The sequence below is a fragment of the Neptunitalea lumnitzerae genome, assembly GCF_027924185.1.
Taxonomy (GTDB): domain Bacteria; phylum Bacteroidota; class Bacteroidia; order Flavobacteriales; family Flavobacteriaceae; genus Neptunitalea; species Neptunitalea lumnitzerae.
This window is the reverse complement of record NZ_BRVO01000001.1, coordinates 619,400-641,770: the sequence shown is the minus strand read 5'-3', so window position 1 is coordinate 641,770 and position 22,371 is coordinate 619,400. Positions and strand designations below refer to the sequence as shown.

Annotated in this window: 18 protein-coding genes; 15 read left to right on the top strand and 3 right to left on the bottom strand. The window is 34.7% G+C overall.

Annotated elements, in window-relative coordinates; translation table 11 throughout:
* The first annotated feature begins 83 nt into the window (after positions 1 to 83).
* The 4 genes from lepA to Y10_RS02855 all read left to right on the top strand — a co-directional run bounded on the left by lepA (position 84) and on the right by Y10_RS02855 (position 6,810).
* A complete protein-coding gene (lepA, locus tag Y10_RS02870; protein ID WP_281763858.1) occupies positions 84 to 1,880 on the top strand; it encodes a translation elongation factor 4 in 1,797 nt (598 codons plus the stop codon).
* Between the two features lie 278 nt (positions 1,881 to 2,158).
* Complete coding sequence (locus Y10_RS02865; RefSeq protein WP_281763857.1) at positions 2,159 to 3,706, top strand: PhoX family protein; 1,548 nt, start codon at positions 2,159 to 2,161, stop codon at positions 3,704 to 3,706.
* 77 nt (positions 3,707 to 3,783) lie between these two features.
* Positions 3,784 to 5,607, top strand: coding sequence for a cytochrome c peroxidase (locus Y10_RS02860; protein WP_281763856.1), 1,824 nt, complete (start codon positions 3,784 to 3,786; stop codon positions 5,605 to 5,607).
* Between the two features lie 330 nt (positions 5,608 to 5,937).
* A complete protein-coding gene (locus Y10_RS02855) occupies positions 5,938 to 6,810 on the top strand; it encodes a hypothetical protein (protein WP_281763855.1) in 873 nt (290 codons plus the stop codon).
* 71 nt (positions 6,811 to 6,881) lie between these two features.
* Here the strand turns inward: Y10_RS02855 and Y10_RS02850 are convergent, their stop codons facing one another.
* Together Y10_RS02850 and Y10_RS02845 are read right to left on the bottom strand one after the other, a co-directional pair.
* Positions 6,882 to 7,136 (bottom strand): hypothetical protein, encoded by a 255-nt coding sequence (locus Y10_RS02850; RefSeq protein WP_281763854.1) that lies wholly within the window; start codon positions 7,134 to 7,136, stop codon positions 6,882 to 6,884.
* 127 nt (positions 7,137 to 7,263) lie between these two features.
* Entirely contained in the window at positions 7,264 to 7,647 is a 384-nt protein-coding gene (locus tag Y10_RS02845; protein WP_281763853.1) for a hypothetical protein, read from the bottom strand.
* A 134-nt stretch (positions 7,648 to 7,781) separates the two neighbouring features.
* Here Y10_RS02845 and Y10_RS02840 point away from each other — a divergent pair, with 134 nt between their 5' ends.
* The 3 genes from Y10_RS02840 to Y10_RS02830 all read left to right on the top strand — a co-directional run bounded on the left by Y10_RS02840 (position 7,782) and on the right by Y10_RS02830 (position 10,921).
* Entirely contained in the window at positions 7,782 to 8,711 is a 930-nt protein-coding gene (locus Y10_RS02840) for a J domain-containing protein (protein ID WP_281763852.1), read from the top strand.
* Positions 8,708 to 8,995 carry a chaperone modulator CbpM gene (locus tag Y10_RS02835; RefSeq protein WP_281763851.1) on the top strand — a complete coding sequence of 96 codons (288 nt, stop codon included), beginning with the start codon at positions 8,708 to 8,710 and terminating at the stop codon, positions 8,993 to 8,995. Before Y10_RS02840 ends, Y10_RS02835 begins: the two co-directional genes overlap by 4 nt.
* A 189-nt stretch (positions 8,996 to 9,184) precedes the next feature.
* A complete protein-coding gene (locus tag Y10_RS02830) occupies positions 9,185 to 10,921 on the top strand; it encodes a thiamine pyrophosphate-dependent enzyme (protein WP_281763850.1) in 1,737 nt (578 codons plus the stop codon).
* Between the two features lie 99 nt (positions 10,922 to 11,020).
* Here Y10_RS02830 and Y10_RS02825 read toward each other — a convergent pair whose 3' ends face one another.
* Positions 11,021 to 12,853 (bottom strand): cation:proton antiporter, encoded by a 1,833-nt coding sequence (locus Y10_RS02825; RefSeq protein ID WP_281763849.1) that lies wholly within the window; start codon positions 12,851 to 12,853, stop codon positions 11,021 to 11,023.
* A 154-nt stretch (positions 12,854 to 13,007) separates the two neighbouring features.
* On the opposite strand from Y10_RS02825, the gene Y10_RS02820 reads away from it, so the two are divergent.
* From Y10_RS02820 to rnpA, 8 genes are all read left to right on the top strand, one after another.
* Positions 13,008 to 13,853: a universal stress protein gene (locus Y10_RS02820; RefSeq protein ID WP_281763848.1), complete on the top strand. Its 846-nt coding sequence runs from the start codon at positions 13,008 to 13,010 to the stop codon at positions 13,851 to 13,853.
* Between the two features lie 5 nt (positions 13,854 to 13,858).
* Positions 13,859 to 16,096, top strand: a complete 2,238-nt coding sequence (locus tag Y10_RS02815; protein ID WP_281763847.1) for a SulP family inorganic anion transporter — start codon at positions 13,859 to 13,861, stop codon at positions 16,094 to 16,096.
* A 129-nt stretch (positions 16,097 to 16,225) separates the two neighbouring features.
* Positions 16,226 to 17,086 (top strand): MBL fold metallo-hydrolase, encoded by an 861-nt coding sequence (locus Y10_RS02810; protein ID WP_281763846.1) that lies wholly within the window; start codon positions 16,226 to 16,228, stop codon positions 17,084 to 17,086.
* Positions 17,087 to 17,095: 9 nt separating this feature from the next.
* On the top strand, positions 17,096 to 18,718 hold the full coding sequence (locus tag Y10_RS02805) for a S8 family peptidase (protein WP_281763845.1): 1,623 nt from the start codon (positions 17,096 to 17,098) through the stop codon (positions 18,716 to 18,718).
* 83 nt (positions 18,719 to 18,801) lie between these two features.
* Positions 18,802 to 20,679 (top strand): M1 family metallopeptidase, encoded by a 1,878-nt coding sequence (locus tag Y10_RS02800; RefSeq protein ID WP_281763844.1) that lies wholly within the window; start codon positions 18,802 to 18,804, stop codon positions 20,677 to 20,679.
* Between the two features lie 133 nt (positions 20,680 to 20,812).
* A complete protein-coding gene (locus tag Y10_RS02795) occupies positions 20,813 to 21,319 on the top strand; it encodes an RNA polymerase sigma factor (protein WP_281763843.1) in 507 nt (168 codons plus the stop codon).
* On the top strand, positions 21,309 to 21,920 hold the full coding sequence (locus Y10_RS02790; RefSeq protein ID WP_281763842.1) for a hypothetical protein: 612 nt from the start codon (positions 21,309 to 21,311) through the stop codon (positions 21,918 to 21,920). Before Y10_RS02795 ends, Y10_RS02790 begins: the two co-directional genes overlap by 11 nt.
* Positions 21,921 to 21,975: 55 nt before the next feature.
* Positions 21,976 to 22,356, top strand: coding sequence for a ribonuclease P protein component (gene rnpA, locus Y10_RS02785; protein ID WP_281763841.1), 381 nt, complete (start codon positions 21,976 to 21,978; stop codon positions 22,354 to 22,356).
* Positions 22,357 to 22,371 lie beyond the last annotated feature (15 nt).

Sequence of the window (22,371 nt, the reverse complement as noted above, 5' to 3'; positions counted from 1 at the left end):
TGGAAACAAATATACATAGCACTGTGAAATGGCCTAGTAAATACATTATATTTGCAAATTGATAAGAAAGCAATTTAAGGAAGATGAAGCACATTCGTAACTTTTGTATTATAGCACACATTGACCATGGTAAGAGTACACTGGCCGATAGACTCTTGGATTTTACAGGGGCCGTAACGGAACGAGAAAAGCAAGATCAGTTACTTGATAGTATGGATTTGGAGCGTGAGCGTGGTATTACCATTAAGAGTCATGCTATTCAAATGGAATATGTGTATAAAGGAGAAACCTATGTTTTAAACCTTATTGACACCCCAGGTCACGTTGACTTTAGTTACGAGGTATCACGTTCTATTGCTGCCTGTGAAGGTGCGCTACTAGTAGTAGATGCTGCACAAAGTATACAGGCACAAACTATTTCTAACTTATACTTAGCTTTAGAAAACGACTTAGAAATTATTCCTGTTTTAAATAAAGTAGATTTACCAAGTGCTAACCCTGAAGAAGTTACCGATGATATTGTAGACCTTTTAGGATGCGATGCCGATGAGGTAATTCCGGCTTCGGCTAAAACAGGTATTGGTATTGAAGAAATATTAAATGCTATTATTGAACGCATCCCTGCTCCTAAAGGTACAGAAGATGAACCTTTACAAGCACTTATTTTCGATTCTGTTTACAATCCTTTCCGTGGGGTTGAAACGTACTTCAGAGTATTAAACGGACAAATTAAAAAAAATCAGAAAATCAAATTCATGGCAACGGGTAAAACCTATAATGCCGATGAAATTGGTACCTTAAAATTAGTACAACATCCTAAGCAAATTATTTCTGCAGGAGACGTAGGGTACTTAATTACAGGTATTAAAGACGCCCGTGAAGTAAAAGTGGGTGATACGATTACCGATGCTGTAAACCCTACACAAAACATGATTTCTGGTTTTGAAAATGTAAAACCAATGGTATTTGCTGGTATTTATCCGGTAGATACAGAAGATTATGAAGAGTTAAGAGCTTCTATGGAAAAATTACAATTGAACGATGCTTCATTGGTATTTACTCCTGAAAGTTCTGCGGCTTTAGGTTTTGGTTTCCGATGCGGATTCTTAGGAATGCTTCACTTAGAAATTATTCAGGAACGTTTAGAGCGTGAGTTTGACATGACCGTGATTACTACGGTACCTAACGTTAGCTACCACGCATTTACAAAAAAGAATCCTAATGATATTATTGTAGTAAACAACCCTTCTGATATGCCAGATCCTACCATTATGGATCGTGTAGAAGAGCCGTTTATTAAAGCAAGTATTATTACCAAGGCAGATTTTGTAGGGCCTGTTATGAGTTTATGTATTGAAAAACGTGGACAAATTACCAACCAAACCTACTTAACACCAGAACGTGTAGAGTTAAACTTTGACATGCCATTAGCAGAAATTGTATTTGATTTCTATGACCGTTTAAAAACGGTATCTAAAGGGTATGCTTCTTTTGACTATAGCCCTATTGGTATGAGAGCTTCTAAATTGGTAAGGGTAGACGTACTTATTAATGCACAGAGTGTAGATGCACTATCTGCTTTAATTCACGCAGACAATGCCTATAACATTGGTAAAAAAATGTGTGAGAAATTAAGAGAGTTAATACCACGCCAACAATTTGATATTCCTATTCAGGCGGCTATTGGTGCTAAAATTATTTCTCGTGAAACTATTAAGGCCTTACGTAAAGATGTAACTGCTAAATGTTACGGGGGAGATATCTCGCGTAAACGTAAACTACTAGAAAAGCAGAAAAAAGGTAAAAAGCGTATGCGCCAAGTAGGTAATGTAGAAATACCGCAACAAGCATTTATGGCGGTACTTAAACTAAACGATTAAATATAGTAACCCTATACATTATATATAAATCCGGAGTCATGCTCCGGATTTTTTTGTTATATACCACCTAGTTATAGTTATAAGTACACCATTATACGTGTGGTATAAAATAATCTTTATTTCGTATAAAAAAAATTTACAACTTTGATTAATAGAAATTTAAACTTGGTAATATAGACGACATAGTTACTTAAAGCATTCACAACCTTAGCTTAAATACACTTTCATTTCTACGGGATATTTTTGAGACCATCAAAACACTTAATTACTCGTAAACAATGAAAATCTCAAAAAACTTTACAAAATTGCTATTTGCTTCTGTAGCCCTTGCTGGTGTATTTGTATCATGTACAGGTGAAGACGGAAGAGATGGTATTAATGGCGTTGATGGTCAGAACGGACAAGACGGTCAAGACGGTGAGGACTACACAACAGAACAAACTATGTTTGAAAACAAATCTTCAGTAGATCCTTTAGTGGCTATTGCTCCACAATTTAATTACGTAAAAGCGTATTCTTTAATCAGTTCTCCTGATATGATTGGAGATACCAACTTTCAATTAGCTGGTTCTGCAGATGGTGCAGGTTTATTAAAAGATGGAGACGAGTATATTTATGTTGTAAACTGTGAAGACAGTTATGCTGTAGCTCGTATTCGTTTAGATCAGTATTTTAACCCTATTGCTGGAGATTATTTATTAAACTCTGGTGTTGCAGATTACGCACGTCAGTGTTCTGCTACAATGTGGGAAGCTGATATTCATGGTGGTAGCCAAGATTTATTTCTTTCTGCTTCTGAAAGTATTAACTATGATGTAAAAGGTATTGACCCTTGGAACCCAAGCCCAGACCCTGCTGCTGATTATGGGTTAGATGCGTTAGGAGAATTCTCTTGGGAAAATGCTGTGCCATTACCTCAGGGTGCTTATTCGGGTGCTACTGTTATTATTGGTGGTGACGATGACTCTAGCAATTCAGAAGGTCAGGTTATTATGTATTACTCTCAAAGTGGTGATGCAGATTTTGATAATGGTAAAGTATATGTACTTAGAACTAAAGAAGTTTCTAACGGTACAGGTGGTGCTATGGCAGTAGATGCTACTACGCAATACAACGAAGGTAACTTTGACTTTGGTGTAGAGTACGAAGTAGAGTTTGTAGAAATTACAAATGCAGCTTCTTTAACTAAAAACGAAGTGGAAACAGAATGTAACAACGTATTAGCTACTCAGTTTATGAGAGTTGAAGATGTTGATTACCAAAAAGGTAGTGATGCTGCTGCTAGAAATGTATATTTTAACGTAACTGGTAGAGGTCCAGGACAAGGTACTTATAACGATTGGGGTACTGTTTACAAATTAGTTTTAGACCCTAACAACCCATTACAAGGTACTTTAAAGCAAATCATTAGTGGTAACACAAACACTAATAACATGGATGGTAACTTGGCTGAATTACAAAGCCCTGATAACATTTGTGTTACTGAAAACTTTATCTACGTACAAGAAGATCCTAACTCTTTTAGTAAAGGACACGCTTCTTACATTTACCAAAGTGATTTAAATGGTAACAACATCAATAAATTATTAGAATTAGTAGTTCGTCAAGATTTAGACCCTAATAACAGTACAGGAATTAGCGGAGAATTCGGTTCGTTAATTGATGTATCAGACAAAGTGGGTGTTGCAGGAACTTTCATCTTAGCGGTGCAGCCACACTACTGGGAAAGTGACGACTTTAAAAACTTAGATGGTCATGACCATTCTGCTGTTTATGAAGACGACCAAGCATCTCAAATTATTGTATTACAAAACTTACCTAAATAAGGTATAGACTTTCCATAAAAAGTATACCTCTGCATTTCCTGTGCAGGGGTATCTTATTTTTTTAAAACGCTCTTGGTATGAAAACTAAAAGTACCCTATTATTTGCACTTATTGCCCTTACACTCATCACCGGATGTAAAAAACAAACCCCGGAATATGAAACTACTGTAGCCAAAACTGGTTGGGAAAATGCGCATGCCTACTACCTACAGAATTTAGACAGTGCTATGGTAAAATTAAATGCTTTAAAAGCTGTAGGCGCAGCTCACCAAAACAGCAAACAACTGTTTACAGAAGCGCGTTTATACTTTAAAAAAGCAGAGCCCTTTGCATCTTATTTAAACCCAGAGGTGGGTCACCAAGCAAATGGTCCTGCCCTACCTGTTTTTAAAGACGATAACAACCGTGTAATGGCACCTATTGGGTTGCAAAAAATAGAAGAAGGTGTTTACGAGGGTGAAACCGCACCAGACGTTTTTACCACCGAAGTAGAAATGACCATAGGGTTGTTAAATGTACTTCGTAAAAACATTGTAAAAAGAGAGCTTACTCCCAAGCGTTTTTTTGTAGCTACGCACCAACAATTACTGCGTATTATTTCATTTTCTATTACCGGGTTTGATACCCCTGTAAGCAACATTGGCTTGCACGAAGCTGAGGTTTCTTTGCTATCATTACAACAATTGTATGGTGAAACATTGGCTCCTGTAATTACAGAAAAAGACAACGCACTTCACAACAGTTTTAATAACAACATTAAAAAGGCCGTAGCCTATTTACAAAACCATACCAACTTTGCTGGGTTTGACCGCTATACGTTTATTAGAGATTATATGAACCCTATTACACGTAATTGGGTGGCTATACGTAAAACCAGCAACTTATGGGAGGGTAGCTTAGCGTATCCGTTCAATTTTGATGCGCCTACGTTTTTTGAAAACAATAGTTTTAATACCGCTTATTTTTTACCACCTAACAACAGCAAACCAACCAACCAACAAATAGCATTAGGTAAGAAACTTTTCTACGATGAAAATCTATCTTCCACAAAAAATATGAGCTGTATTACCTGTCACGACCCTGAAAAGGCATATACCGATGGTAGGGCTATTTCCCAGGGTAACAAAGGACAAAAACTGCAAAGAAATGCACCTACGCTTATCAATTCTATTTTTCAAAAGAGTTACTTTTTAGATGGAAGATCAGAAACTATTGCCGACCAAATAACTTCTGTTTTTAACAACAAAGATGAATTTGATACCGATGTGCACCAGTTTTCGGATGCTATTTTAGAAGATACTACCTATATTAAAATGTTTGAAAATGCATATGGTAAAATACCTAGCAGAAACACAGTTGTTATTAAAGCACTTTCGGCATACATGAGCACATTAAATGGGTTTAATGCTAAGTTTGACCGTAACATACGTGGAGAAGAAAATACCTTTACACCAGAGGAGCAGTTAGGCTTTAACTTATTTGCTGGTAAAGCATTGTGTGCTACTTGCCACTTTATTCCGCTTACCAATGGTACCGTACCTCCATTTTTTAACAACAGCGAAAAAGAAGTAATTGGTGTACCAGAAACAGCTGATAACACAGAATTGGATGACGATACTGGCTTTTATTGGTACTATAAGGTAGACTTGCACAAAGGCATGTTTAAAACCCCAACAGTACGTAATGCAGCACAAACTGCACCCTATATGCACAACGGCGTGTACACCACTTTAGAACAAGTTGTAGACTTTTATAATAAAGGTGGCGGTGGCGGACTAGGTTTTGACCTACCCTACCAAACCCTACCGTTTGATAATTTAGAGCTTACGGAAACGGAGCAAAAAGCACTAGTTGCTTTTATGAAAACACTTACCGATACAAATGTAGAAGGTACACACTAAAACAAACACAAACACTTTGAAGAAACCAACTCCTTTACGGGGGTTGGTTTTTTTTTATACTTTAACTAATAAAAATATCTAATCGTGTATTAATTAAAAAATTTCACTAGAAACTCATAGTACATTTACGCCATATAAATTTTAAACGTTTTACTAATGAAAAAATTAATATTTAAAAAAGATTATCCAACTCAAGCTGATTTGGATAATCACGCAAACCAAATGAATCCTAATAATGATGAATATTGGCATTCAAGAGAAGAAAATTAATTACGTATCATTAATTCTTTTAAAAATAGCAGTGTTTTTATACATTGCTATTTTTATATTATGAAATTAGAAGATTTAAAAATAAATGAAATACTTGGCATTACCTCTGATACAACTTTTAGCATCATAGAGAATTTTTATATAAAAAAATATGGCAGTCGTGAAGAAGCTGAAAAAGTTTTTGAAGATTTAGTAAACAGTCATGATAATGATGATGATTTGCAAGCTGCTGTTACAGAAAAATTAAAAAAAGATTTTTATTATAACTATTGGAAAGTCATAATCGAGATTTTTTCAGAGTCTACCGGTTGTAAAGATTTATTAAAACGTATGAGTGATTTTAAAGCATCTGAATCTTCATTAAGTTTTAAAAAAATTGCTCCTAAAATGCTTCATGATTATGAAAATTATATGAAACCTGCTTTTGAAGAAATACTTGATATTTCAGAAGATTCGAAAAATGAAATAATCAGCTATATCCACAAAATTAATACATTTAGTTTATCTCAAACACGGAAAGAATTGGGTTATCCAGACCCTAGAACATTTAATTATTGGCTAATTTTTTTGTTTGGTAATAAATATAAAGCTAAAACAAAAGAAAAAGGTAGGAACGCGGGTAAAATATCTCTATTAGATTATATAAAAATTGTTTCTGCATTCATTCTTAGACATGATGAATCTAAAATAGACTTCTCTAAACCAGAAAAAATGCTCGAACGTTTTGAATCTCAAAAGTCAACACATAAAAAAATTTTAATTGAACTGGAAGGATACTATGCGAAACTTAGAGAAAAATTGGAAGATGTAAATCTATCAAATACTTATACAGATAAATTTAAAAATAAAAAGTTCGATATCAATAAGCGAAAATTCCCTTATGTTATTTATTCTATTATTGAAGATGCTTTGAAAAATGTTACACATAAATAGTCTATTATAACCCCAGTCACCTGATGTTAATATCATAAATGATGCTATTAACATTAAAAACCCAAGATTGGCTATCCATTTTTTAAATAAAAATTTGTCATCAGCATACTTAACAAAAGAATTAATTTTCCTAAAAAAGCTATTAATCCTGTTGCGATCAATCTACTATCATAAGTCTCATCCAAATGAAAATTAAAATCTTCCTTTAGAAAAATATTTATACTTATAAAATCTAATAATACTAATATTCCCAAACCATAACCTGCCCCTATTAGTATTAATGAATTTAGTAAAATAGAAATCAAAATTTTCTTATTGTTAATCAAATCTTTAAATATTTATTTAATATAACTCCTTCTAAATTTAGAAATGATGGTTTCCAAACAGGAAATCAATAGTAATGCAAATATAAAGAGGTATCGTCTGTTCATTAATTTCTTAAAAACACAATAGTTAATTCCTTTCATTCTCTAATCTGGTAAACTTATCTTTATCAGTAGGTAAGATATCTATTAATTCATATTTATTCTTATCAAGACTATCGAAACCTACTTTACTCAAGTATAAATCAACAACTTCCTTATCAATAAATATGCTTCCACCTCCGGCCCAATGTCTATCAGACCCATCCTTCTTAACTCCAGAAACCCAGTATTCTTCCCTTGTTTCTATATCATAATAATTACCCGATATTCCCATACCATTCAAGCTTTTCAAAGCCTTTCCGTTAAAGTAAACTGTTTTACCCGATTTAGAAAAAGTTACCATACCAATCCAGGCAGGTCCGCAATCACCATATCCACTTTTAAGCTCAATATATTTTAATTCAGATTTCATAGTATACCCTTTACAGGATAAAAATAATCAATATTTAACTATCTCCCATAAAAACCCCTCCCCACATTTTAATATTTCTTTAGGTAACAAAACCCTGAAATCTCCGTAACTTAGAAATAAAAACTTGAGGAGTTATGGAATTTATAGACTACTATCAAACGCTCGGGTTACAAAAAGGGGCTTCTGCCGACGAGATTAAAAAAGCATACCGTAAGCTAGCTCGTAAATACCACCCAGATTTGAATCCTAATGATTCGGAGGCTCATAAAAAATTTCAACAACTTAATGAAGCCAATGAAGTACTTAGTGACCCTGAAAAACGTAAAAAATACGATCAGTATGGTGAGCATTGGGAGCATGCCGAAGCCTATGAAGAAGCGCAACGCCAACAACAGCGTCAGCAACAATCACAGCAAGATTTTGGTGGCTTTGGTGGTTTTGGCGGTGGCGCACACCAGCAATACACCTATACCTCTGGTAACGATGATGATTTTTCTGATTTCTTTGAACAGGTATTTGGTAATAGACGCAGTAGCCGACAACAACAGCGCTACCGTGGGCAAGACTTTAACGCTACCCTACAACTTAGTTTGCACGATGTATATACCACCCATAAGCGTACCCTTACCGTAAATGGTAAAAATATACGGTTAACCATTCCGGCTGGAGTTGAAAACGGACAAACCATTAAAATTAAAGGACATGGCGGAGAAAGTGCGAATGGTGGCCCTAAGGGAGATTTGTACATAACCTTTGATATTACCAACCCTACCCAGTTTAAAAGAGACGGAAACGATTTGTACACTACCGTACCCGTAGACCTGTACACGGCGTTATTAGGAGGTAGCATTACTATTGATACTTTTGATGGTAAAGCCAAGCTAACCTTACAACCCGAAACCCAAAACGATACCAAGGTAAAACTAAAAGGTAAGGGTTTCCCTGTATACAAGCAAGAAGGTAAGTTTGGCGACTTGTACGTGACCTTTAAAGTACAAATGCCACAAAACCTTACCCATGAAGAAAAAGAACTATTTGCCCAACTACAAAAACTAAGAGCATGAAAACAGAACAGTTAATATCGGTTACTACTTTTTGTAAATCGCATTGTATAGAGCCTACATTTATACACAGCTTGGCTAAATATGATTTTGTAGAAATTATTATTAATAAAAACAATGAGGCTTTTATAGCCGAAAAACACTTGCAAGATGTAGAACGTATGATGCGCTTGCACTACGACCTCAACATTAACATGGAGGGTATAGATGCTATACAGCATTTACTTAAACAAATAGACAGCCTGCAAAAAGAGGTAATTACCTTACGGAACAAATTACACGCATAATTTTATAATAACCTTAGCACTTATAAGGTAAGTATTACCAGTCTGTTAACAGCAACTACCATACCTATTGGGTACCTTTATATAGGATTTTTCATCAGGATATGATGAAGTACTTATATACATAAAATTTGAATTTCTAGTTGCCTGCTTCCGTAGGCATCTAGGGTACTAAATAAAAAATAAAGAAACATGAAAAGTGTAGCAGACAAACTAGTAGAAATGTTAGTAGATGCCGGAATAAAAAGAATTTATGCAGTAACCGGCGATAGTTTAAACCCTGTAAATGATGCGGTAAGAAGAGAGGGCTCTATCCAATGGATACACGTAAGGCATGAAGAAGCCGGTGCTTATGCTGCTTCTATGGATGCCGAACTTAACGGTATTGGTTGCTGTATGGGTAGTAGTGGCCCAGGGCACGTACACTTAATTAATGGGTTGTATGATGCTAACCGCTCGGGCAACCCGGTAATTGCCATTGCTTCTACAGTAGCTACACACAAATTAGGAACCGATAATTTTCAAGAAACCAATGTTACAAAGCTGTTTGACGATTGTAGCAAATACTGTTTTATGGCCAACACTCCCAAACAGGCCGTTACAGGGGTTCAAGCTGCTATTCAACATGCAATTCAACTTAAAGGGGTAGCAGTTGTTGGACTCCCAGGCGATGTGGCTTCTGCCAAAGCAGAAGATATTGTTACTTCTACTAAAAACTATTATAACACCGCCTTAATTACACCAAAAGCAGACCAGTTAAAAGAGTTAGCAGAAGTAATAAACAGTAATAAAAAGGTAATGCTATATTGTGGGTATGGCGCTAAAGATGCCTATGATGAGGTTTTAAAATTAGCTCACTTATTAAACGCTCCAATTGGTTATAGCTTTAGAGGTAAAATTTTCTATGATAAAGATACCAACCCATATGCAGTTGGACTTAATGGATTGTTAGGAAATAAATCGGGTTTTAAAGCCATGCACGAGGCAGACCTTTTAGTATTACTAGGAACTGACTTCCCCTACTCCGATTTTCTGCCAGAAAAAAATACCATTGTTCAAATAGATATTAAACCAGAAAATATTGGTAGACGTGCCAAAGTAGATTATGGTTATTGTGGAGATATTAAAAACACATTGGAAGTATTGCTGCCACTAATAGATCAGAAAAAAGAAAGTGACTATTTAGATGATATGTTGAAATTACATAACCAAATTAATGAGAAGTACCAGAGTTATGTAGAAGGTAAAGGAAAAGAAGAAAAAATACACCCAGAATATGTAGCTTCGTTAATTGATAACTTAGCTAGTGACGATGCTATTTTTACTGTAGATACGGGTATGTCTGCTGTATGGGCAGCACGTTATTTAAAAGGAAAAACAAACCGTTATTTAACCGGTTCATTCAATCACGGGTCTATGGCTAATGCAATGCCTATGGCTATTGGTGCAGGGCTATCGCACCCAGAACGACAAGTAGTGGCGCTTTGTGGTGATGGTGGTATTACCATGCTGTTAGGCGATCTTATGACTATTAGCCAATATAACATACCTGTAAAAATTATCATTTTCAACAACCGTACCTTAGGTATGGTAAAACTAGAAATGGAAGTTGCTGGTATACCCGATTGGCAAACCGACATGGTAAACCCAGATTTTGCCAAAGTTGCCGAAGCTATGAATATTCAAAGCTTTACCGCACACGAACCTAAAGATGTAGAAAATACCCTAAAAATGGCGTTTGTACATGACGGGCCTGCGGTGGTAAATATTTTTACCGACCCAAATGCCTTGGCTATGCCTCCTAAAGTAACATTTGAACAAATGAAAGGCTTTGCGGAAAGTATGGGTAAACTAATGCTAAGCGGAGATACTGCTGAGGTAATAGAATCGGCTAAATCAAATATGAAATATCTAAAAGAGCTTATATAACAATTTATGTTTTTTTAATTTGGTAATTGTAAAGCGCCTCTAAAAGTATAGTACTCTTAGAGGCGCTTTCATTTTATATTTAGTTTGTTAAAATATAAATTAACTATCTGGGTTTAGAAGTTCCATAGGTTTTCCTAAGTACACTAATTGGTACCCCTCTTCTATTTTAAAGTTAGCATCTAACGCGGCTATAATATGCAATGTACCCTCATCGTCTTTTATAAATAACGGAATGGTTTTAATCTCCTTATTCAATCGGGTAACCTCTTTAATGTAATGCTCTTTAGACTCTAAATTCAATTCTATAATATTCGGGAAATCTCTGGCTACCTCACTTAAATTAATATAATCATCGTGCTGAGAAAATATTTGTTCTTTAGGTAAATCCTCCTGCCCTATTTCTTCTGAAGAAATTAAACGGAACGACCCGTTTTCTCCTAAATGTTTATGAAACTTATTAAGTGCATACTTGTTTACCTCATCACTAGCTGTTAAAGCCAATAAATATCCAATATTGTTAAACTCAATATTAGCAGTAAGATCGTCTGTAAATATATTTACCTCTGTAGAATCTATTCCCATTTCATTGGCACGCTCTACATTATCTGGGTTACTATCTACCAACACTACATGTCTACCATTTTTAATTAAATACTTAGCTATTAATCTGCATACATGCGATGCCCCAACAATAACAATACCATTAGAGTTCTTTAAGAACACACCCGAAACTCTTGCAAATAAACGTGCAGTAGTTGCATTTAACAATACCGTACCCAATACAATTACAAATACCAATGGAGTAATGTATTCGGCATCAGGTTCTTCTTGCATCATTAATTTTAAACCAAATAACGATGCAATACCAGCAGCTACAATACCACGCGGACCCACCCAACCAATAAACATTTTTTCGTTGGTTTTAAGGTTAGAACCTATGGTACTTAAAAATACCCCTATAGGCCTTATGGCAAATACTATTACAGCAAATAATATAACGGTATTCCAATTATAAATAAGGTATAAATCTTCCATATTTATGTTAGCTGCCAACAGTATAAACAGTATAGATATAAGCAGCACACTTAAAGACTCTTTAAAGTAAAGTATGTCTTTTAGGTTGGGTAAGTTAATATTACCCAAAACCATACCCATAACCACTACAGCCAATAAACCAGACTCATGTGCAAACTGATCTGAAAGCACAAACACCCCAAGTACAGAAGATAGCGTAACCACATTCATTAAGTAGTGTGGTATCCAGTTTTTCTTTATAAATAAATACAATAAGTACGCCGCAGAAAATCCGAAAGACCCACCAATTACAACAATTTTACCAAATTCTTCTAAGGCTTTTTGGGTAAACTCCCCTCCTGCATCTACACTAATAAATTCATATACCAATACGGCTACCAAAGCACCAATAGGGTCAATTAAAATACCTTCCCATTTTAACACGGCAGATACATCTTTCTTTAGTGGTATGTTTCGCAAAATAGGCGTAATTACCGTTGGACCCGTTACAATAATTAGTGATGCAAATAAGAAGGCAATAGGCCAACTTAAACCAAAAATAAAATGCGATGCGATACCTGCACCAAAAAAAGTAATAATACTACCAATAGTAATTAGTTTAATAATTACAGGGCCAACATTTAAAATTTCTGAACGTTTAAGAGTAAGTCCACCTTCAAATAAAATAACACTAATAGCAAGTGATACAAAATTAAACAAGCGTTCCCCTGGGAAAAGACCGTCCCTTCCATTCCACATAGGCTCTAACCATTTTTCTCCATCTGGGGTGAAAAAGGTAGATAAAGGCCCTACAGCCAACCCAATAAGAATTAAAGGTAAAATAGCAGGTAATTTTAGGCGCCATGCCACCCATTGTGCTAAAATTCCAAGTATTACAATTCCGGCTAAAACTAACATAGGTATTTTTTGGATTAAGTCTACTAAAATAGGTGCTTACAATTACATTTTTGTTAAAAAATATATAATTATACTGCACACCTGAATCTCTTAATATAGTCATTTTTTAGAAATTTTAACTATATTACCAACTAACTAACAATAAAAGCAAAAATTGACACCTACTAACTTTAATACTATAGGTATTGGAATTGCCTTTTCTCCAAATCTAAAGGCCAATATTTATGAGGCTTCACGGTTGGCGCTGCGCTTTAATGCCAAATTAATTTTAGTGCACGTAGGTAAGCGCACTACCCAAAAAGAAGAAACTTTAAAAAGCATTTTAGCTCCCTTTAAACAAGAACAGCTTCACTACAAAGTTTTGTATGAATTAGGAAACCCAGTAGAAGTTATTTTAGATACCATTAAGCAACAAAAAATAGATTTATTGGTATTAGGTGCCTTAAAGCGGGAAAAGCTAGTAAAGTTTTATGTAGGTTCTATAGCCCGTAAAATTACCAGACAAGCCAACTGTTCTGTACTTTTACTTATAAAACCCTCTGTGCACAGGGTACCTTGTAAGCATGTGGTAGTAAATGGTTTAAGTAGCCCCAAAACCAGTGCTACTGTTGCTGCCTCTTTTTATGTATCGCATACCTTAGAAGCAGAAAAAATTACCATCGTAGAAGAAATTAGTCAACAACAGGTACAAGTAAAAGTAGACGACGATAAAACCTTAAGAAAGGCTACTATTGTTAAAGAACGAATACGTTTGCGAGAAGACTACCGCGTAAAACAAATATTAGAAGACATACCAGCACCCTATAAAGAAAACGTACAAATTAAAACGCAATCTATATTTGGTAAAAGCGGGTATTCTATAGGTCATTATGCGCAATTAATGCGAGCCGATTTATTAGTAATGAATGGAAGTGATAAACACACCTTCTGGGATCGGTTTTTTACCCATGACCTAGAGTATATATTAAGAGAATTACCAACCGATGTACTAGTTATATAATACCAATGAGCCCAAAAGAAAAACAAATACAACCATTTTTAAAAAGCCTACCGCAAAATATATTTTCTGGTTTTGTAGTTAGCTTAATTGCATTGCCATTAGGTTTAGGCTTAGCCATGGCAAGTGATGCCCCACCTATTGCTGGTATTATTACCGCCGTGGTTGGAGGTATAATAGTATCTATATTTGGAGGTAGTAATGTTACCATAACCGGGCCAGGTAATGGTTTGGTTGGGGTGCTAATTGTTGCTATTACCACCTTAGGTTTAAGTGGTACGTATGCAGCTATTGTTGTATCGGGGGTAATGCTTATGGCACTAGGGTTTTTACGTTTGGGTAGAATTTCAGACTTCTTCCCTTCTTCTGCCATTCAAGGTATGCTTGCCGCTATTGGACTTATTATTCTTGGTAAGCAGTTTCATATTATGCTAGGGCACAAAATTGTTAGAGATAATAACCTCGCGTATTTACTAGAAATACCACATACTATTTACCAAAGTTTTCATCATACAGATGTTAGCTTAACCTATGCAGCTATTGCAGGGGTTGCTAGTTTAGGTATTATGATTATCTATCCTAAGCTTAGAAATAAGTATTTGCAAATGATACCCGCCCCTATGTGGATTGTTTTACTTTCTATAGGCTTTAGTTATTACTGCGAATTAGTTTTAGGTGTTCATAATCTTATACATCCAGATTATATGATTCATGACATACCCAAAGTAAACCAAATTATAGCCGATATTCACTTACCAGATTTTTCAGGTATTAGCGGTTTTCTGTTTTGGGATAGTGTAGTATCACTTGCCCTTATCGCCAGCATTGAATCGTTATTGAGTATCAAAGCAGTAGATAAATTAGACCCATTAAAAAGGCGTTCTAATGTAAATAAAGATATTAAAGCTTTGGGCTTGGCTACCATTGCCAGTGGTTTTTTAGGTGGGTTAAATGTGGTTACGGTTATTGCGCGTAGTTCGGTAAATGTAAACAACGGTGGTAGCAATCGGTCGGCTAACTTTTTCCATGCCTTCTTTTTGGTGGTATTTATTGTATTGTTTAGTACCCAACTAACCCGTATACCCCTACCTGCTTTAATGGCTATTTTGGTATTTACCGGGTATAAATTAGCATCGCCCTTAAACGCAAAAGAAATTCTCTTAATAGGAAAAGAACAGTTTATTATTTTTCTTGTTACTTTAAGTGTAACCCTAACAGTTGGGTTAATATCGGGCATTCTTATGGGTGTGTTGGTAACGCTTATAATACATATGTTTATTAAAAGAAATTTTGGTTTCTTTTTTAGGTATTTGTTTGTACCTAATGTACTGATGTTTAAAGAAGAAGAAGACAAAGAGGATAGCTATTTTATAAGTGTAAAACACTTCTGCACCTTTTTAAATTACTACAAATTAAAAAACAAGCTAGAGGCCATACCTGAAACAGCCGATGTAATTTTAGATTTTTCTATGTGTGAATTTGTAGACCACACTACCATGGAGAGTCTTAATAATTATCAAGACCTATTTTCTAAAAAAGGAGGTAATTTTGATATTACTGGCTTAGACATGCACAACACAGATTCTGTACACCCCTTTGCATTACGCAGAGTATTACCGGTTGCCAAAATGTTGCGCGATCCTAATTTTACCAAAAGACAAAAGCTTCTAAAAGAAATTGCCGCTCAGTATTTACTTAATTATTATTCACGTAAACGTAAAGAAGTAGAATTCTTAGAGCATTTTAATTACTTTACTACCAAACAAGTACATCATATTTGTAACCAACTATCTAATATAGAAACGGGTATACATGTATTTGATGTAGAATACTCTGAAGGAGAATTTATTGCTAAAGAGGTAATACGCTCTACTATGCTGCATATTAAACCGCAGTGCAACATACCTACATTTACTTTAGATAAAGAAGGTTTTATAGAAAAAGTATATGCCTTTGCCGGGTTTAAAGATATACCTATTGAAGATCATACAGATTTTTCTAAACGTTTTTACTTAAAAGGTGAAAACGAATTAGAAATTCAAGAATTCTTTACAGATGATTTGGTTCATTTTTTTGAAAGCAATCCCTACTACCATATTGAGTCTAATGGTAAAGGTATTTTAATATTTAAAAAAGAACGCCTTGCAGGTGTAAAAGAATTGAAAGCCTTGCTAGATTATGGTAAACGCTTAAAAGTATGCATAGAAACCTCATCTAAAGTATATTCAACTGAAAATCAGGTATAGAAAATTATCAGGTCTATTCTTAATAAAATCTTAAAATCAGGTAATTTTTATTAGGTATTTCATACTTTGCATTTACTAATTTAATTAGAAATTAAATTTTCTTCATTATACTTAAATCAGTTATTTCTTATGAAATTATATACCATAGAATCCGGAAACTTTAAGTTAGACGGAGGTGCTATGTTTGGGGTAGTTCCAAAATCGATATGGAACAGAACTAACCCTGCAGATGCCAACAACATGATTGATATGGCAGCACGTTGTTTATTAATAGAAGACGGTGACCGACTTATTCTTATCGACACCGGAATGGGAAACAAACAAAGTGATAAGTTTTTTGGTTATTATTATATGTGGGGAGACCATACCTTAGATGGTTCTTTACAAAAACATGGTTTCCACAGAGATGATATTACCGATGTATTTATGACACACCTGCATTTTGACCATTGCGGGGGCTGCATACAATGGAATAAAGACCGCACCGGATATGAGCCTGCATTTAAAAATGCAAAATTCTGGACCAATAAAGACCATTGGGAATGGGCCGTAAAACCAAACCCACGTGAAAAGGCTTCTTTCTTAAAAGAAAATATTATGCCTATGGAAGAAAGCGGACAATTGAACTATATTACGATGCCCGAAAATGATTTTTTAAAAAACAGTGAACTTGGTTTTGATATCCTGTTTGCAAATGGGCATACCGATAAACAAATGATTCCGCATATTCAGTATAAAGGAAAAACCTTGGTTTTTGCTGCCGATTTATTACCTACTGTAGGGCACATACCTTTACCGTATGTAATGGGCTATGACACCAGACCCTTACTTACTATGGACGAAAAAGCTGATTTTTTGAACAAAGCCGTTGATAATGAGTATTATATTTTATTAGAACACGATGCTTTTAACGAAATTTGCACATTAAAACACACTGAAAAGGGTGTAAGATTAAAGGATATTCATACATTTGAGGAAATTTTTAATTAACATTACGTAATGAGAATAATAAAACCAATTGCTTTAACTGCAACAGCAGCTTTAATTCTTGCTAGCTGTGGGGCACCTAAAATTACAAGCACTCCAATTAGTGATATTACATCTGTTTCTGCTAAGAAAGCTGATTTAACTGAAGATCAACTTGAAAATTGGATGCACCTTGATTTGGTTACTGATACCATTCCTGGTATGAGCGTTGATAAAGCTTATGAATTATTAAAAGATTTAAAGCCAACTAAAGTAATTGTTGGGGTTGTAGACTCTGGTGTTGATATTGAGCATGAAGATCTGAAAAATGTTGTTTGGACTAATGAAGACGAAATTCCTGGTAACGGAATTGACGATGATAAAAACGGATTTATTGATGATGTTCACGGATGGAATTTCTTAGGAGATATTGTTAATGAAAATCTAGAAATGACACGTATTGTAAAGGCTGGTGATGACGGGTCTGCACAATACAAAGCTGCTAAAAAAGCATTTGATGCTGATTACGAAAATGCAGTTAATAGTAAAGAACGCTACGAAGGTCTTTTAGCGGCTGTTAAAAATGCACACGCTATTATATCTGAAAAATTAGGTAAAGAAGATTATACCAAAGAAGAAGTAATGGCGGTAGAAGATGAAGCACCTGAAGTAAAACAGAGTGTAAACATTCTAGGTCAAATGTTCGCTTATTCTGATAATATTCCTGACTTAATTGAAGACGTAAAAGGTGGAGTAGATCATTATGCTGATCAACTTGAGTATAACTTAAACGTTGATTTTGATGCAAGACAAATATTAGGGGATAACCCAGATGATATTGCAGATAACAAATATGGTAACAACAATGTAGTTGGTCCAGAGCCAGATGAAGCTTTACACGGTACACACGTTGCTGGTATTATTGCTGCTGAAAGAAACAATGGTATTGGTATGAACGGTGTTGCTAGTAATGTAGAAATTATGGCAGTTAGAGCCGTACCAAACGGTGATGAGTACGATAAAGATATTGCCTTAGGTATTAGATATGCTGTAGACAATGGTGCTAAAGTAATTAATACCAGTTTTGGTAAAGCATTTTCTCCGCATGCAGAATGGGTTTACGATGCTATTAAATATGCTGGTGAGCACGATGTGTTAATTGTAAATGCTGCTGGTAACGATACTTATAACCTTGATGAGGTAACTGTTTATCCGCAAGATGCAATAGGTACCGGACCTGAAATGTCTGACAATTTTATTACCATTGGGGCGTTAAACTATGAGTATGGTCCTGAGTTAGTAGCGGTTTTTTCTAACTACGGTAAATCAAATGTAGATGTATTTTCTCCTGGGGTAAAAATTTATGCTACCATTCCTGGTAACAAGTATAAATATTTACAAGGTACTTCTATGGCGTCTCCTGCTTCTGCTGGGGTAGCTGCTTTAGTAAGATCTTATTTCCCTAAATTAACTGCTGCACAAGTAAAACAAATTTTAATGCAGTCTGGTTTAGCACCAAATATGAAAGTTTACATTGGTGGTGATGCTGAAAATACTGCTAATTTTGCCGACCTATCTAAGAGTGGTAAAATGGTAAATGCTTATAACGCACTTATTTTAGCTGCACAAGTAGATGCAGGTAAAGTAAAACTATAATGCAAGAAAATCTTGCAATCTTAAAACCGCTTTTATATTTTTAAAAGCGGTTTTTTTTATTTAACACAAACTAAATTAATTATATGAAGAAATTAAGCTTTGGTCTTAGTTGCCTAATAGGGCTTATTACCTTTGGCGTTTTTGCACAGAGTAGTACCTATTGGCAACAGCATGTAGACTACTCCATGGATATAAAAATGGATGTAGAAAACTATCAGTATGAGGGTACACAAACCTTAAAATACACCAACAACTCTCCAGATGTATTAAATAAAGTATTCTATCACTTATACTTTAATGCGTTTCAACCGGGTAGTGAAATGGATGTGCGCTTGCAAAACATTGCAGATCCAGATTCTAGAATGGTGAATAACTTAGGTACTAAAGAGAACCCTGTATACGAAAGTAGAATTGCTAAATTAACTCCTGAAGAAATAGGATACATTAAAGTAAATGCTTTAAAGCAAGATGGTAAAGCTGTTTCGTATAAAGTATCAGGTACTATTTTAGAGGTTACGCTTGCTAAACCATTACAACCAGGGGCTACTGCAACTTTTGAAATGGATTTTGACGGACAAGTACCTGTACAAATAAGACGCTCAGGTAGAAATAACAAAGATGGTGTAGCACTTTCTATGACGCAATGGTACCCAAAAATGGCAGAATACGACTTTGAAGGGTGGCATGCAGACCCATACATTGCAAGAGAATTTCATGGTGTTTGGGGAGATTTTGATGTTAAAATTACCATTGACAAAGACTATATTTTAGGAGGTACTGGTTATTTACAAAACGGTGATGAAATTGGTTATGGTTATGAAAAACCTGGTACCAAAGTTAAAAGAAGAGGTAAAACAAATACTTGGCATTTTAAAGCACCTAATGTACATGATTTTACATGGGCTGCAGACCCTGAATATATCCATAACTCCTTAGTTACAGAAAACGGAGTTACCATGCACTTTTTATTTAAAGATGATGAAAAAGTAAAAGATGCTTGGACCAAAGTACAGCCAGAAGCTGCTAAGCTAATGGAGTATTACAGCAAACACGTAGGACCGTACCCTTGGAAACAATATTCTATTATTCAAGGTGGAGACGGTGGTATGGAGTATGCTATGTGTACCTTAATTACTGGTGGTGAAAATTACGATGGTTTATTTGGTACTACTGCCCATGAAATGGCGCACTCGTGGTTTCAGCATATCTTAGCTACTAACGAAGCTGAACACCCTTGGATGGATGAAGGATTTACTTCTTTTATCTCTGCATTAGCAGAAAATGAAGTAAGTGGTAAAAACAGTAAAACACCTTTTAAAGGATCGTACAGAGCATACTACTACTTAGTACAATCTGGTAAAGCACAAACGGCTGCTACACATGCCGATAGATATGAGTATAACTTTGCATATTCTATTAATGCGTATGTAAAAGGTAAAATATTCTTATCGCAATTAGAATATGTTATAGGAGAGGATAAACTATTAGAAACTCTTAAAAAATACTATGAAGACTTTAAATTTAAGCACCCTACACCAAACGACTTTATTAGAACTGCAGAAAAAGTTAGTGGGGCACAACTTCATTGGTATTTAACAGATTGGATTGAAACCAACAACACCATTGATTATGGTATTAAAGAAGTTACCGCTACAGAAGATGCTAATAGTACCGTAGTAACTTTAGAAAGAATTGGGTTAATGCCAATGCCTATAGATCTAGTAGTTGAATATACAGATGGTACTTCTGAATATTTCTACATTCCGTTACGTATGATGAGAGCCGGAAAAACAAATCCGTATGACTTTAAAAAAACAACGTTAACAGATTGGCCTTGGGCATACCCAACATATGATGTTACATTACAAAAACCAAAAGCTCAGATAAAAGCGATACACATAGATCCGTCTGAACTTATGGCCGATGTAAACAGAGAAAATAATGATTATAGTGCAGAATAAATAACACTGTACAATATTTTAAAACCATAGAAAAAGGGATTCTAATTTTTTAGAATCCCTTTTTTTTGTAACGTTTTTAATTTCTCTTTACCTACTAGATAAAAGGAAGATAAGTAATAACTCAAAAAAACGAATGGCTCAGAAATCTGAAGCAGCATTTTTGGCAAAAATTGAAAACCACAAAGGAATCTTATACAAGGTTTCTAAGATTTATATGGACAATGCCGAAGATCAGGAAGATTTATTTCAGGAAATTGTATTACAGCTTTGGAAGTCATACGATTCATTTAGAGGTGAAAGTCAGTTTTCTACTTGGATGTACAGGGTTGCCGTCAATACTTCTATTCTATATTTAAAAAAGGAAAAACGGAAAGTAACTACCTCGCAAATAACAACCCCAGAAGTAAAAGACACCACAGAAAACACTGAAGAAAAAGAACTTCAGCTAACTCATTTTTATAAAGCTGTACACCAATTAAATAAAATTGACAAAGCCATTATTTTTTATCAATTAGAAGGGTTCTCTCATAAAGAGATTGGTTTAAACCTTGGGATTTCTGAGGGTAATGCTAGAGTTAAATTGAAAAGAGCAAAAGATAAATTAAAAGAACTTATAAGAAATCAAGGGTATGGATTTTAAAGATATACAATCGGCTTGGGATAAGGATGATACAAAGAATGTAGAACTACCCAAAAACTTAGACAAAATTCAATCGGCAAATACACCATTAGATAAAATTAAAAGAAACCTTAAAAAAGAACTTTGGTTTCAGGTACTATCTATTTTAGTCTTGGGATTTATACCCGTTATTTACCGATATGAAAACACATTAACAAACGTATTTTACCTTATGTACAGTTTGTTTACCGGTATTAGTATTTACTACTTAACAAAACTACACATATTTCTAAAACGCTTAAACAGTGTAACCTTAAACACCCGTGATAACTTGTATGATACCTATTACGATGTTAGATTAAATATGGAACTATATAAAACCTTTGGGTTTGCATTAACTCCTTTTTTAATTCTGTTTTTACTAGGCCATTTTTATAAAAATGTTTTTGGGTTAACTGTTTTAGACCTCCATCAGCTATCACAACTTCATATTACTATCATGTTTATTGTAGTAGCTTCTACCATAATATTAATGGGAGTTATTTTAGAATGGTGGGTACATGCCTTTTATGGTAAATATGCCAAAGAAATAAGAGCTATAATAGATGATCTTAAAGAATAAAAGAGTTGTGTAGGGTAGCAGTATTTCATTACTTTTGCCATACTCAATGATATTTATGAATTTCAGTTTTCCAAAAGAAGAAAAGCTTAAAAGTAAAATTCTCATTCAGAAATTATTTTCTGAAGGAAAATCTGTATCTAAGTATCCGCTAAAGCTTGTGTACGTTTCTACTTCACTTACCAAAGATGTACCAGTTCAAGCAGCTGTTTCGGTTCCAAAAAGATTTTTTAAAAAGGCGGTAACAAGAAACCGTATTAAAAGACTCATGAGAGAAGCGTACAGGTTGCAAAAACCTATGTTGGTAGAACAGCTAGGTACCACCTATGCATTTATGTTTATTTATACAGGAAAAGATATTCCTGATTTTGTTTTAATTCAAAATAAAATGCAAGGTTTACTTGAAAAGTTTATACAAAATGAACTTATTACGCGTTAAGCTTATTATAAACCG

Excerpts from the sequence above, each read along its gene's own strand:
- lepA (WP_281763858.1), top strand. The coding sequence starts at position 84 with ATGAAGCACATTCGTAACTTTTGTATTATAGCACACATTGACCATGGT.
- Y10_RS02865 (WP_281763857.1), top strand. The coding sequence starts at position 2,159 with ATGAAAATCTCAAAAAACTTTACAAAATTGCTATTTGCTTCTGTAGCC.
- Y10_RS02860 (WP_281763856.1), top strand. The coding sequence starts at position 3,784 with ATGAAAACTAAAAGTACCCTATTATTTGCACTTATTGCCCTTACACTC.
- Y10_RS02855 (WP_281763855.1), top strand. The coding sequence starts at position 5,938 with ATGAAATTAGAAGATTTAAAAATAAATGAAATACTTGGCATTACCTCT.
- Y10_RS02845 (WP_281763853.1), bottom strand. The coding sequence starts at position 7,647 with ATGAAATCTGAATTAAAATATATTGAGCTTAAAAGTGGATATGGTGAT.
- Y10_RS02840 (WP_281763852.1), top strand. The coding sequence starts at position 7,782 with ATGGAATTTATAGACTACTATCAAACGCTCGGGTTACAAAAAGGGGCT.
- Y10_RS02835 (WP_281763851.1), top strand. The coding sequence starts at position 8,708 with ATGAAAACAGAACAGTTAATATCGGTTACTACTTTTTGTAAATCGCAT.
- Y10_RS02830 (WP_281763850.1), top strand. The coding sequence starts at position 9,185 with ATGAAAAGTGTAGCAGACAAACTAGTAGAAATGTTAGTAGATGCCGGA.
- Y10_RS02825 (WP_281763849.1), bottom strand. The coding sequence starts at position 12,853 with ATGTTAGTTTTAGCCGGAATTGTAATACTTGGAATTTTAGCACAATGG.
- Y10_RS02815 (WP_281763847.1), top strand. The coding sequence starts at position 13,859 with ATGAGCCCAAAAGAAAAACAAATACAACCATTTTTAAAAAGCCTACCG.
- Y10_RS02810 (WP_281763846.1), top strand. The coding sequence starts at position 16,226 with ATGAAATTATATACCATAGAATCCGGAAACTTTAAGTTAGACGGAGGT.
- Y10_RS02805 (WP_281763845.1), top strand. The coding sequence starts at position 17,096 with ATGAGAATAATAAAACCAATTGCTTTAACTGCAACAGCAGCTTTAATT.
- Y10_RS02800 (WP_281763844.1), top strand. The coding sequence starts at position 18,802 with ATGAAGAAATTAAGCTTTGGTCTTAGTTGCCTAATAGGGCTTATTACC.
- Y10_RS02795 (WP_281763843.1), top strand. The coding sequence starts at position 20,813 with ATGGCTCAGAAATCTGAAGCAGCATTTTTGGCAAAAATTGAAAACCAC.
- Y10_RS02790 (WP_281763842.1), top strand. The coding sequence starts at position 21,309 with ATGGATTTTAAAGATATACAATCGGCTTGGGATAAGGATGATACAAAG.
- rnpA (WP_281763841.1), top strand. The coding sequence starts at position 21,976 with ATGAATTTCAGTTTTCCAAAAGAAGAAAAGCTTAAAAGTAAAATTCTC.